The following is a 13308-nucleotide window of genomic DNA, read 5'->3' as shown; positions in this document are numbered from 1 at the left end:
GCATTCATTAAAAATCAAATTTCACACCCATGGTAAATCTTGGTCTGTAATATTCTACCTGGGCAGTTCTGCTTTGAATACCCTGGTAGTATCTCAACGGCTGATTGGTAAGATTATTGGCTTCCGCAAAAATTCTCAGCTGGCTGGTAATCTTATACGAAGCATTGGCATCAAGAAACAACTGCTTATCATAATAGCGGTCTTCAAAAGAATTTCCACCCAATTCATCAATATAATAAGATGCATAATTCATAGAAACCCTTGCTGAAAAACGTTTGTTTTCCCATGATAAAGAGCCGTTGAACATATGTGGAGCTGCTCCCGGCAGCCCTACGTCAGTTCTTTCTTCACCGTCTTCATTGGTAATTCCTTTCGCTTTGGATTTGGTGTAGGTATAATTTACATACACTCCAAGGCCTTTCCAGAATGCTCCGGGAATAAAGTCAAGCTGCCTTTGCAGAGCGACTTCGAAACCATAGATATCTACATTATCACCATTACGCTGCTGAGTGAATCTCCAGTTGTTTTCTCCGGCAGGGATAGGATTCGACTGGCCCGGGAAATCTGCACTGAAATCTGCTGCTGAATAATTTTTCCTGGAAGACGTGTAGATAAAATCTTTCAGATTTTTATAAAATATTCCTCCTGAAAGAATCCCTACAGATTTAAAATATTTTTCTGCCATAAAATCAAAATTGTAAGCATACGTTGCTTTCAGATTTGGATTTCCTGCAGTGATCTCTTCATCTCCCGAAATTACACTAAGGTAGGGAACCAGCGCATAATAATTGGGTCTTGCCAATGCAGTGGTAAATGCAGCCCGAAGCACAAGATCCTGTACAGGGATATATTTGAAAGATAAATTCGGTAAAATATTAGTATAAGAGTTGGTATTGTTGATTTTTCCTACCAGATCCTCTTCATCCATAATGTAATTCCCGGTGTAGTCTATTTTTGTCGTTTCGATACGGGCTCCGGCAATCATTGAAAGCTTGTCGCTGAAATCCTGGTCCCAACGGATATAGCCTGCATAAATATGTTCTTTAGCATTGTAATTGCTGGAAAGGTATTCTTCAGGCTTAAGCTCTCCGGTAAATAAATTCGGGTTAAATAAATCCAGGCTACCCATATAGGCTGAGCTTGCAAAAGTTCCGGGAACATAATTTCCGGGCTGGAAATGGTGCCCGTCAAAATAAACGGTAGGAACAGACAGCAGGCTCCCCATATCATTTACCGGCTCAAAAGCATAATAATCATTATTCCTTTCTTTTTCTTTTAAACGTAAACGCGCACCCGCACGGATTCTTCCTTTCTGGTTTTCAATGACAGAAAACGGGAAACGTATATTCACTTTAGCCCCAAATTCTTTTTCCTGGGTGAAACTATTGGCATCGGAAAGATCGCTTAACTGGTAATTCCCCAGGTTGTCAGGGGTAATTGGTGTAATCACCGGCCTTCTGGGATCACTCAGGTTAGAGGAAAATGTTAAATCCTCATTTTCAAATTCTATATAACGTTCGTGAGGTTTTTTCTCGCTTGCCGCTGCATAATTCATCGACCAGTCCAGATCTATTTTTGAACCTAAAAGGTGTTCGCCTCTTAATGCATAGTTCTGTACCTTCTGTTTCTCCAGCCGGGTATTGTCGTTATGGGCATCACCACCTTTATTCTGACGGGTAATACTGCCTTCCCAGCCGGTAATTTCAGTTTCATCGGCATTGTAGACAGGATCCATTTTGTAGGCTAAGGCATACCGGTTTTCCTTATCGTTTCTGAAATTATACATTGCTGATGCATAGATTTTATTTTTTGAATTAAATTCATAATCCATGTTCAGGTCAAAACTATGACGGATGCGGTGTTCGTTATAATACCGGATTCCCATTTTGCTCACATAGGCTGTTTGAGCAGCATCATCTGCAAGGTCCCATGTAGGCTCAATATTGTCGGAACCAAAATTATTATTGTTATAGGAGAAACTGAAGACTGCACCAAGCTTTTTGTTAAGGAAACGGTTTCCGTAAACAAATCCTGCGGTATAATTTCCTTTTTCCCGAATCGGGCTGTATCCGCCGGCTAAAGTTGCAGAAATCCTTTGTCCGTTAGGGGAAGCTCTTGTAATCAGGTTCACGGAACCACCGATGGCGTCGGCATCCATATCCGGGGTTAATGTTTTATTGACTTCAATCGTGGAGATCATATCGGAAGGAATCAAATCCATCTGAACATTCCGGTTATCACCTTCAGCAGAAGGAATTCTGTCTCCATTTAATGTCACGGAATTCAGATTGGGAGCAAGTCCCCGGATAATTAAATTTCTTGCTTCTCCCTGATCATTTTGTATGGTAACACCTGGTACACGCTTCAAGGCATCCCCGATATTGGCATCAGGAAAGCGTCCGATCTGGTCAGCTGAGATTACGTTGGTGATATTGGCATTGCTTTTTTGTTTATTCAATGCTCTTGCCTGGTTTTTTAAAGCAGCTCCGGCGACAATTACCTCTTCAATTCTTGTTTCTTTCCTGCTGAAAACAATATTCTGTCTTGTATTTTTATCAGACTCAACAAGTACGTTGTATTCACTTATCCCATAACCAAGATAATCCACCTTCATGGTATAACTTCCGGAAGGAACATTCAGGAAAACAAAATTTCCATGTTCGTCAGAGGTGGTATAAATATTCCCTGGAGTCAGGGAGATTTTGGCTCCGGGCAATGCAATTTTAGAATCATCATTAATATTTCCTGACACAGTACCGGTTTGGGCATAAAAATAAATCGATGCACAAAATAAAACGGTTGTAAAAATTCTCTTCACTTTATGATATTTGATTTCACTGTAAATATAGATTTCATGGGAAGAAAAGAAATAAAATGAAAATTAAGCTTTGTTTAAAAAATTGTGAACAGATTGTTTAAACAAAGATGTAGTTTATTACAGGCAGATTGGGAAACTACCGAAAATTTTTCCCGATACAGAAAACACTTTCTTTTTCGATTCCGGTTCTAATGATGGTTTGATATTTACCCACCGTAAAGATTCCGGAAAACATGAACTGATGATCATTTCAGACAGACTCAATCTGAAAACTAAAAAGGCGGAATAATTTTAACGGAAACTTTCCGGGATTACAGCATTTTAATTATTGCATAAATAGAAAAGATAAGTAATAAAAATCCGCAGCTTGAAGTTGTAGATTTTTACTGTAATATCTGAATGCTGTTTAATGAATTTTGACAAATGTCAATGCTTCTTTTCCGAATAAACATGAAAAGATATTTTGAAACTCATGAATATATCTGCATTTTATGGAGTTACCATAGATTTTTAAACCCTGCACGATTTTTTTCGGGCTTAAATCAATATCATATTTTATATATTCTTCAGGCCTTTCATAGCGTATCATCTGATCAGAGCTGTATGTTCTGGAAAAACCAAATTTCTCAAGCCATTCTTCAGTAATTTGAATAGGTTTAATAGACTCTGCAGGAGCAGAAATACGATGAATATCATTTTCAATTTTTACAAAATAATCTTTCTCATTATTCTGAAATATCTCAGTAATCATAAAAACTTGATTTTTGTACTCGACTAAATTTCTGATTTTAAGATCTTCAACGTTCATAATATTTTGTATTAAAAGTTATAGAATCTGTTGGATAAAGGGTGCAAATATTATGCCTCACAGAATAAATTTATTATGAAATATGTGAAGTGTTTTATAATTTTTTTTAATGAATTATTAATTTTTAGTTAAAATAAATAATATAGGCTTTAAGAAATCGTATCGGTTATTTTCTGAATAAATTTCGATCTGTAAAACGGATGATTTCAATTGTATTGATCGGTAAATCCGATTTTCTGTTAATTGAATTTAAAATTCCTGTCGGCTGAATTTTTTTGATGTAAAATTTTAAATTATTATCATTGTAACAATAAAAAAACACCGTATCCGGATGATTGCAGATTTTCCTTTCTATTTATCACTTATTGTTGCTATTGTATTGCTGGTCATGCTGGCCAATAAAATCAAAGTGGCTTATCCTGTGTTGCTTGTAGTGGCAGGATTATTAATCAGTTTCATTCCCGGGATTCCGATGATAAGGATTGATCCGGAGCTGATTTTCATTATATTCCTTCCTCCCTTACTCTATGAGGCGGCTTGGTCTATTTCATGGAAAGAGCTCTGGAAATGGAGACGGATTATAGGAAGCTTCGCATTTGTGGTTGTTTTTCTTACAGCAATTTCCGTAGCCTTCGTAGCTAATTATTTTATTCCCGGGTTTTCTCTTGCACTCGGGTTTTTATTAGGCGGAATAGTCTCTCCTCCCGATGCGGTAAGTGCCGGAGCTATTCTGAAATTTGTAAAGGTGCCTAAAAGAATGTCTTCTATTTTGGAAGGGGAAAGCCTGCTGAATGATGCTTCTTCACTGATTATTTTCCGTTTTGCAATGGTAGCGGTGGCTACAGGACAGTTTGTCTGGCATGAAGCGGCACTCAGTTTCTCATGGATGCTTATTGGTGGGGTAGGAATAGGTCTACTCATCGGCTGGATATTTATGAAAGTACATAAATACCTTCCTACAGATGCCAATATGGATACTATTCTTACCATTGTAGCTCCTTATCTGATGTACATTGCTGCTGAAGAAGTTCACAGCTCAGGGGTTTTGGCTGTTGTAAGCGGTGGTTTGTTGTTATCCAATCACAGGCACCGTATTATGAGCGCTTCATCCCGTTTGCGGGGTGTTAATGTATGGCAAAGCCTTTCTTTTGTTTTAAACGGGTTGGTATTCCTGCTGATAGGCCTGGATTTACCGGAAATCACCTCAGGGCTGGAAGGGGTAAGCCTTTCTGCAGCGATTGGTTATGGATTACTGATCACGGCTGTATTGATTATCGTAAGGATTTTGTCTGCTTATGGTGCTGTAGTAGTTACTTTAATCGCACGGAATTACATCAGTGTAGCTGATACAAGAAGCCCGGGATTCAAAGCACCGATTCTGATGGGATGGACGGGAATGCGTGGTGTGGTTTCTCTGGCGGCAGCTTTATCTATCCCTACACAGATCCATGAAGGTGGAGCTGATTTTCCCCAAAGAAACCTGATTTTATTTATCACTTTTATTGTAATATTGACGACCCTGCTTATTCAGGGATTAACCCTGCCTTTCCTGATCAGAAGCCTTAATATGCCCTCATTTAATGACTATCTTCCGGACGAGGATGCCGAAGAATACATCAAAAGGCAGATGGCAAAACATACGGTGGAGCATATCACAAGCAATTACGGTGATATGCTTAATGAGAGTCAGTTCTTAAAGTATGTTCATGATAAATGGAAAGATAAAACAAATGATGATGTTGATGTGAAAATTTCTCCTGAAGTAAAATCGGTTTATCTCGATATCTTAAACCAGCAAAGGATGTGGCTTATTGACCAGAATCACAACAATAGCCAGGTTGATGAAGATCTGATCAGAAAACATTTGCTTCAGATCGACCTTGAAGAAGAAAGAATTCTTTTGATTTGTTAGCTATTCCAGGTCTAAAATTGAAATTAGCTTTTGCAGATACTCATCTTCTTTTAAAACCTTTTGGTAAGATTGTTTGGCATAAGCAGGGGAGAGTTTGTAGTTTTCGGGTTTTAAATGAAAATCATCATTCTCAATGTATTGGTTGAGATGTTGGGTATATTCCTTAATCCATTTGGAGATCCTTCTTCTTTTGATCTTGCATGGAGAATTGTTCTTTATCTTTTGTAAAGAATTTAATATAAGTGATTTATCTCCGTGAAAATTAATGATATGAGTAACAAAAGACAGGTTGTGTTTGTCTTGTAAAACAGAATGGGCTTCATTTTCAAAAATCATATCCGGGATAAGTTTTTAATTGTTTATCAAGTTTTTAAACAGTTAATGTAGTCTGTTTTATTTTTTTGCTTCAAAAAGCTTAGCCAAAATACTTAAATAATTCTAAAAATGATATTTTTTTAGAAAATTTATTTATATAAATATTTAAAATTAGATGATTATTAAGTGTATTGTGATTTACGTAAGTATTTTGTATTTTTAACTGTTGTTCTCATTAATTTTATGACTTATGGTAGATTTTGTAGTAGTAATTCTACAATAAGGTAACTTTATTTCTACAGGATATATTTTCCATATGCTCTGAATATTTTTTAGTTTTGCGGTGTTACAAGTTAGATGGTGATGGTATTTTAAAAACATAAAGGCTGAATTGACTTGTTCCTATCATGAAAGTTTCAGCTTTAATTATTTAAAAATCAATACCTGTTTTTGTGTGGGGCTGGAAATTGTTTGCAATATTCTGGCCTTTTTTGACGTTAAAAGCAAAATACACATTAATGAAAAAAGAAAATTTCTCTCATTTACTAGGTAAAAACCGTATTCTCGTCAAACATGAAATGGGTGACGGGTTTAATTATTTTATAGATGATACCTGGACTTATGAATTAGGTAAAACCTGGACAGGAAGGAGAATTATTTTATCCATTACTTTTAAAAACGGAATTGCTACAGAAATTAACGTATTTAAGAGTTTCAAAAAGCATTGAATGTTTTGTCTTTAAAAACGAAAACAGTTTTTTATAATTTCTAAAAATATACTTTTTTGTTCATATCTTCTACATTCCCTGAATACATTTTTTTAACAGATCGGACATTTACTGCTTTTACATCAATATTCTTATGACGGTTTTATGAATTTTTTTTCTCTCTGTAAGATTTATTATTTGGAGTTAATATATTTTATTTTTTCTGTATTAAGTGGAATATTATACGTGAAAATATCTAAATAACATAATTGTTTGAAAAAATTTAACCTTAAAACTTAAATTCTATATTGCTGTCTGAAAAATATTTTATTCTATTGTTTTGAGTAATTTATTGATATATACTCTTTTATTGTTTGTTTTTATTGTGTTGTTTGTCGTGTTTTAATATTTTTGAGATTAAATACACACTAATGAAAAAAGATTTCTCTCATTTACTGGGAAGTACCCGTATTGTCATTAAACATGAAATGGGTGATGGCTTTAATTATTTTACAAATGACATCTGGACCTATGAGCTGGGTAAAACATGGACAGGAAGAAGGATTATTTTATCGGTTACTTTTGAAAACGGAATTGCTGCAGAAGTTAAGGTGTTTAAAAGCTTTAGGAAATACTAAATATCTTTTTCTAAAATACAATTTCCGGACGAACGGTGCTCAGGAAGAGCTGAAAACCCCATTATTCAACAGCTTCGTAAAACGTATTGCTCACGCAAGCAAAAGCATTATTTATTTAAAACCGGTTTTTAAATCAGTTTTCTTATGTGGTTTTGTAAACTTTTTTCTTTTTTGTAAGGTCTGCTATTTCAAGTTAAAACCTTATATTTTTCCTGTATTGAAGCTGGTATTATGTATAAAATATATAGGTGGATGATGATTGTTAAAAAAATATAAACTTAAACTTCAAATTCTTTACTGCTAATTGAAAATATTTTATTCTATAGTTTTTGTTAATTTATTGATATTTAGTGGTTTGTGATTTGTTTTGGTTGTGTTGTCTGTTGTGTTTTAATATTTTTGAGATCAAAAACACATAATGAAAGAGAAAAAATTCACATACTTGCTGGGAAGTACCCGTATTGAAGTTAAGGATAAGCTAGGCTATGGTTTTAATTGTTTTACAAATGATTTATGGACCTATAAATTGGGCAGAACCTGGATGGGAAGAAGAGTTATTTTATTACTTATTTTTAAAAACGAAGAGGTAGCAGAAATTATGGTTGTTAAAAAATTCTGGAAATACTGAATGGAGCATTTTTACCGATTTAAAGGGATAAGAAAACCTCTCAAAAAATTGAGAGGTTAATTAAAAAAATTGACTGTAATATTGAATTAAATTCAATTATTTTAAATTTCTATGGTCAGTAAGCCTGATGAGTTATTTATTGTTTTCCAGCCACTTTAAGCGGCGTTCGTCAGCAAGATGTTTCACTTTAAAATTCTCAAAAACGGCATTAAAGCCATTTCCATCCGGGCAAGCAGCCATTAATCCTACCATGACCGGGGTATTATCCTGAAGATGGGCGTTACGCATCATGATGTAATTTTTATCATCAAATGAATAAAATATTTCAACAGCATCAAGTCTCCGTACCGCTTTGATCCAGACGGCAGGAGGTGTTTTATCCAGAGTGATAACACTCCAGTCGCTTGTTGTGTGAGTGACAACAGTACTTAGATTATATTGGCCATCTACAAATTCCACCCCCGCTTTAATATAATGGTCCTTGTCAATTCGCAACATTAGTCCCATCTGATCAAAACGGGCCTTATAATTTCCCGAGATTTTTACTTTAGCTTCAAATTCACCACCATAAGTTGCGTAGTAAAAAGGAGCATCATCTACTGTAAAGCCATAATGGGAGATTCTCCAGTAGTCACTTTGTGGTGTGACAAACATAGATAAGCTGTTGTTTTTAACCTCCCATTTTTCAGGCTCATTAAACCAGTTCATTTTTTCTAAGGTCTGGGCAAAAATGCTTCCGCCTGATAAAAAGAAGCAAAAACTTAAAAAGGTTCTCTTCATATTTTTCGTTATAAGTATAACTGAATGTAATTTATTAATTTAGCAAAAGTAAAATTTAACTGTTGTACCGTCAATACTGATAAATAACCATTTTATGCAGATCGTAGAAACGCTTAATGAAGCATTACTCAATAAAAATCCGGGCAGAAACTGCGAATGTCTGTTGGATATTAAAGTGTATAAACAGATTGCTTTGATGTATTCCCGGATGGAAAATACAATTTCGGTACTCAGTGATATGCAGGCGGATAAAAGCTATGTTTATAAATCTAAAGCTGCTTTGGAGTTAGGTTTGGATATGAATGAAAATCCCCTGGAAATAGATTCGATCTGGGAAGAAGATATTCTGAAGAAGATACATCCTGATGATAAACTCAAAAAATATATCCATGAATTAAGGTTTTTCAAATTTCTGGATTCACAGCAACCTGAGGAGCGTGCCGATTATCATGTTGTATCAAGAATGCAGATGAAAGATAAAAATGAGAACTATCGGTTTGTTCAGCACCGCATGTTTTATGTATATTCCCCTTACAACGGAAAATTGAGATTTGCGCTTTGCCTGTATAGCATTGTTCCTGATCAATCCGTACATTTATCTTCATCGTTTTTAATCATTAACTCTGCGAAAGGAGATGTGGTAGCGGAGGATAAGTTAAACTATAAAAATATTTTATCCAAAAGGGAGCTTGAAGTCCTGAAGTTTGTAGGGGAAGGATTGACCAGTAAAGAAATTGCTGATTTTCTCTCTATAAGCATCAATACTGTAAGCAGACACAGACAGAATATCCTGGAAAAACTGAAAGTGAAGAATTCCGTTCAGGCATTTAATGACAGTTTTCATTAATAATCTGGTTTGAAATTTTCCGAAAAGCTCACCATATTCATAGGATTAATCTTTTTAAATTCATATTTTTAATAAAGCTTAATGAATTATATGCAAAATGATGAAAAGATATTAAAAAGAGGTGCGGAAATTACAGCCAGTTATTTTGCCTTTATTGATCAGCATATTCAGGATGTGATTTCAGGGAATATTTCTGAATTTATGGAACTCAATGAAATTGCCGGTCAGCTTGCGATTTCCCACACCCACCTTACAGATACCATAAAAAAAGAAAAGGGAAATCATCCCTGTCATTTTTATGATGCTAAAATTATAGAACAGGCAGAGATTATGCTGTCTGAAACCAATCGTTCTGTTGCTGAAATAGCCAGAATCTTCACCTATGATCCGTCAAATTTTTCTAAATTTTTTAAAAAATGGACCGGGATGACTCCCGGGAGCTTCAGGAAAAATAAAAAAAATAAATAGAAGGTATTTTGTAACTCTTATCATTGAAGATTATGAATGTTTTTGTCACAGAAAGAATATGGCAGGGTGAAATTCTGATGTAAAGAAATTCAAAAAAATAAAGCTTGGAAAAGTGAAATAAATATGTGTTTTTTGAAGGGAAAGATACCAATTTGTAATCTGGAATTGGTGAGAAAAAATAAATGACAATTGTGAAATAAATTGATTTTCAAGTGGTAATACTCCAATACTATACACATAATAAAAACAGATAAAATAAAACCTAAAAAATGTTAAATAGTCCTATATTTGCTTTATAAAACAACTAAAATAATTAAGGATGAATATTGATTTCACGACAGCAACTTTTAAAGATTTTGAAAATATCCCAAAGTTTGATATGGTTCAAAGGGCAGAAGTTTTTTATGATTTTTTAGGTTACATGAAATCTAATGGGCATATGAATTACAGATTGAAGAATAACTCGGGATGTAGCTCTGTGATGAATGTAGATATTGAAAATACACAAAGGGATTATGTAAGTTTTGTATCTAATGATTATTTAGGATTTACTCAGCATCCGAAAGTAAAACAAGCTGCAGTAGAAGGAATTCAAAAATATGGAACAGGAGCGGGAGCATCGCCACTTATTGGAGGACATTTTATTTTTCATGATGATTTGGAAAAGAAAATTTCTTCATTTTTTGGAAGGAAACATGAGGAAGCAGTAATATTTACTACCGGGTATACGGCTAACAGTGCGACTTTACAGATATTATTGCAAAAAGAAGATATTGCGATTATAGACATGGCTGTGCATGCCAGTATGTATGAAGGATGTGCTTTTACCAATACAAAAACATTTCCTCATAATAATTTAATAGCTTTGGAACAAGTTTTGAAGGCATCAGAAGATAAATATAGAACAAAGCTTGTCGTCATAGATGGAATTTATTCTCAGGATGGAGATGTTTCGCCTTTAAAAGATATTTATAATTTAGTGAAAAAATATAATGCTTTTTTGATGGTGGATGATGCACATGGAGTGGGAATTTTAGGAAAAACAGGTAGAGGAGCGTTGGAGGAAGCGGATATGCTGGATAAAGTAGATATTATTACCGGGACATTCAGTAAAACATTTGGTAATGTAGGTGGATATGTAATTACTAATGAAAAGCTGGCTGCATTTATACGATTTCAATCACGCCAGCAAATTTTCTCTGCTACAGCACCTCCTTCTACTATGGGGATTATCAAGGCTATCGAATTAATGGATGAAGAACCATATTGGCGTACAAAGCTATGGGAAAATATAAATTATTTCAAAAAAGGGCTTAATGATATAGGTTTAGAGACCGGAAATACATGTTCTGCTATCGTTCCTGTAAAAATTGGAGACCCAAATGTAACAGGTGATGTAGGAAAGCTACTTATTGAAAGAGGAGTTTATACAAATCCGATATTATATCCGGCAGTGGCAAGAAAAGATGCACGTATCAGAATGGCTGTAATGGCAACTCATGAAAGAGAGCATCTTGACAAAACACTGAATGCATTTGAAGATATCAATAATAAATTGCATATTGCGAAAAAATAATAAAAATGCCTAGAAAAGTTGTGCAAGGTCCCATCAGGGATAAAGAAAAAACCAAACAAAAGCTGCTTGCCGCAGTTGGAAAAATCTTAAGAGTAAAAGGCTATTCAGGATTGAAAGTGAGTAAAATAGCTGCTGTAGCCGGCTTTGATAAGAAACTGATTTATGAATATTTCGGAAGTACAGAAAAACTTATTGACGAATATATCAAATCTCAGGATTATTGGAGTAAGTTGACGGGAAGTGAAATTGAAATTGATATCTCAGATGGAGGACATGCACTTTCCAAATTAGCATTGATAAATCAGTTTGAAAATCTTAAAAGAAATAAAGAGCTGCAGAAAATTATTCTTTGGGAGCTTTCTGAAAACAAGCCTATTCTTAGAAAGTTAGCAGATGAACGTGAGGAAATGGGAGATATAATGTTTAAAAATATTACAGATCCTTATTTTGGAGAAGAAAAAGCAAAGAAATTCAGAGCTATTATTGCCCTTCTTATTTCCGGTGCATATTATTTAAATATTCATACTGCTACCAATGGAAGTACTTTTTGTGGGCTTGATATGAAAAGTGACGAAGGAAGAACAGAAATTGAAAAAGCTATTGTTGATATTATCGATTTTGCCTACGATAGTAAAGATGGGCCAAAGCCTGCATAATTCCGGAAAAAATAGTTTGTGGATAATTTGAAGGCTTTTGGCTTTCAGATTAAAACTATATTCCTTATTTTTGACCAATGGAAAATTTCATCGTATCTGCAAGAAAGTACCGCCCGCAAGAGTTTGACACTGTTGTTGGGCAATCTCACATTACAGATACTTTAGAACATGCAATTGAAGAAAACCAGTTAGCCCAGGCTTTACTGTTTTGCGGGCCCCGTGGTGTCGGGAAAACTACATGTGCCAGGATTCTGGCGAGAAAGATCAATGAAAAGGATGGTTCCGTTTCAGAAGACGGCTTTGCTTATAATATTTATGAACTCGATGCTGCATCAAATAACTCTGTGGATGATATCCGGGAGCTGATTGATCAGGTTCGTTTTGCCCCTCAGGTCGGTCAGTACAAAGTGTACATCATCGATGAGGTACATATGCTGTCTTCTGCAGCCTTCAATGCTTTTCTTAAAACGCTTGAAGAACCGCCTGCACATGCCATTTTTATTCTGGCAACCACAGAAAAGCATAAAATTATTCCAACAATTTTATCGCGCTGTCAGATTTATGATTTTAAAAGAATCGTTATTGAAGATATCCAGGAACACTTAAGAAATATTGCCCAAAAGGAAAATATTCAATACGAAGACGATGCTCTATACCTTATTGCCCAGAAAGCAGATGGTGCTCTGAGAGATGCTCTTTCCATTTTTGACAGGCTTTCCACATTTTCTCAAAAGAATATTACTTTAGCCAAAGCAGCTGAAGTGCTTAATATTCTTGATTACGATCAATACCTGAATGTAGTGGATCTGGCTAAAGAAAACAAAATTCCTGAAGTACTTTTTGCATTTAATGAAATTGTAAAAAGAGGTTTCGATCCCCATATCTTTATTGCGGGATTGGGAAATCACTTCAGAGATCTGATGATGGCACAGAATACTTCTACCATAGATCTTATTGAAGTTGGAGAAAAAACGAAAATTAAATTTGTTGAGCAAAGCCGGAAATGGAATGCCCAGCAGCTCATAGATGCTATTGAAATCTGCAACCATGCGGATATTAATTATAAAAATTCCAAGAACCCAAGATTAACAGTAGAGATTGCGTTGATGCAACTGGCTTCACTGACGGCTAATGGCGACGTTGCTAAAAAAAAAA

Annotated in this window: 13 protein-coding genes; 9 read left to right on the top strand and 4 right to left on the bottom strand. The window is 35.0% G+C overall.

Translation table 11 applies throughout. The features are described from left to right. Positions 1-7: 7 nt before the first annotated feature. Both PMI13_RS15490 and PMI13_RS15485 read right to left on the bottom strand, forming a co-directional pair. A complete protein-coding gene (locus PMI13_RS15490) occupies positions 8-2818 on the bottom strand; it encodes a TonB-dependent receptor (RefSeq protein WP_007845377.1) in 2811 nt (936 codons plus the stop codon). 406 nt (positions 2819-3224) lie between these two features. Further along, entirely contained in the window at positions 3225-3569 is a 345-nt protein-coding gene (locus PMI13_RS15485) for a hypothetical protein (RefSeq protein WP_238536321.1), read from the bottom strand. A gap of 388 nt (positions 3570-3957) precedes the next feature. On the opposite strand from PMI13_RS15485, the gene PMI13_RS15480 reads away from it, so the two are divergent. Beyond that, positions 3958-5538, top strand: a complete 1581-nt coding sequence (locus tag PMI13_RS15480; RefSeq protein ID WP_007845373.1) for a Na+/H+ antiporter — start codon at positions 3958-3960, stop codon at positions 5536-5538. Here the strand turns inward: PMI13_RS15480 and PMI13_RS15475 are convergent, their stop codons facing one another. Next, complete coding sequence (locus tag PMI13_RS15475) at positions 5539-5874, bottom strand: hypothetical protein (protein WP_007845368.1); 336 nt, start codon at positions 5872-5874, stop codon at positions 5539-5541. A 497-nt stretch (positions 5875-6371) separates the two neighbouring features. Between PMI13_RS15475 and PMI13_RS15470 the strand changes: the two genes are divergently transcribed. The 3 genes from PMI13_RS15470 (at position 6372) to PMI13_RS15460 (ending at position 7826) form a co-directional block, all read left to right on the top strand. Next, positions 6372-6581, top strand: a complete 210-nt coding sequence (locus PMI13_RS15470) for a hypothetical protein (protein WP_034669564.1) — start codon at positions 6372-6374, stop codon at positions 6579-6581. Between the two features lie 410 nt (positions 6582-6991). Continuing rightward, entirely contained in the window at positions 6992-7198 is a 207-nt protein-coding gene (locus PMI13_RS20970) for a hypothetical protein (protein WP_007845364.1), read from the top strand. A 418-nt stretch (positions 7199-7616) separates the two neighbouring features. Beyond that, on the top strand, positions 7617-7826 hold the full coding sequence (locus PMI13_RS15460) for a hypothetical protein (RefSeq protein ID WP_007845362.1): 210 nt from the start codon (positions 7617-7619) through the stop codon (positions 7824-7826). A 132-nt stretch (positions 7827-7958) separates the two neighbouring features. Here the strand turns inward: PMI13_RS15460 and PMI13_RS15455 are convergent, their stop codons facing one another. After that, on the bottom strand, positions 7959-8606 hold the full coding sequence (locus PMI13_RS15455) for a DUF1349 domain-containing protein (protein WP_007845360.1): 648 nt from the start codon (positions 8604-8606) through the stop codon (positions 7959-7961). Positions 8607-8700: 94 nt separating this feature from the next. On the opposite strand from PMI13_RS15455, the gene PMI13_RS15450 reads away from it, so the two are divergent. From PMI13_RS15450 to dnaX, 5 genes are all read left to right on the top strand, one after another. Beyond that, entirely contained in the window at positions 8701-9453 is a 753-nt protein-coding gene (locus PMI13_RS15450; RefSeq protein ID WP_007845359.1) for a response regulator transcription factor, read from the top strand. A gap of 90 nt (positions 9454-9543) precedes the next feature. After that, complete coding sequence (locus PMI13_RS15445; RefSeq protein ID WP_034669599.1) at positions 9544-9921, top strand: helix-turn-helix domain-containing protein; 378 nt, start codon at positions 9544-9546, stop codon at positions 9919-9921. Positions 9922-10240: 319 nt separating this feature from the next. Then, on the top strand, positions 10241-11497 hold the full coding sequence (locus PMI13_RS15440) for an aminotransferase class I/II-fold pyridoxal phosphate-dependent enzyme (protein WP_007845352.1): 1257 nt from the start codon (positions 10241-10243) through the stop codon (positions 11495-11497). A 5-nt stretch (positions 11498-11502) separates the two neighbouring features. After that, on the top strand, positions 11503-12153 hold the full coding sequence (locus tag PMI13_RS15435) for a TetR/AcrR family transcriptional regulator (RefSeq protein ID WP_007845351.1): 651 nt from the start codon (positions 11503-11505) through the stop codon (positions 12151-12153). A gap of 77 nt (positions 12154-12230) precedes the next feature. Further along, the coding region (gene dnaX / locus PMI13_RS15430; RefSeq protein WP_007845346.1) for a DNA polymerase III subunit gamma/tau at positions 12231-13308 on the top strand (1078 nt) is incomplete at its 3' end.

Source organism: Chryseobacterium populi (assembly GCF_000282115.1).
In the GTDB taxonomy this organism is placed as follows: Bacteria; Bacteroidota; Bacteroidia; order Flavobacteriales; family Weeksellaceae; genus Chryseobacterium; species Chryseobacterium populi.
Note: the sequence above shows the minus strand (reverse complement) of the source record. Positions and strands in the feature narration are given on the sequence as shown.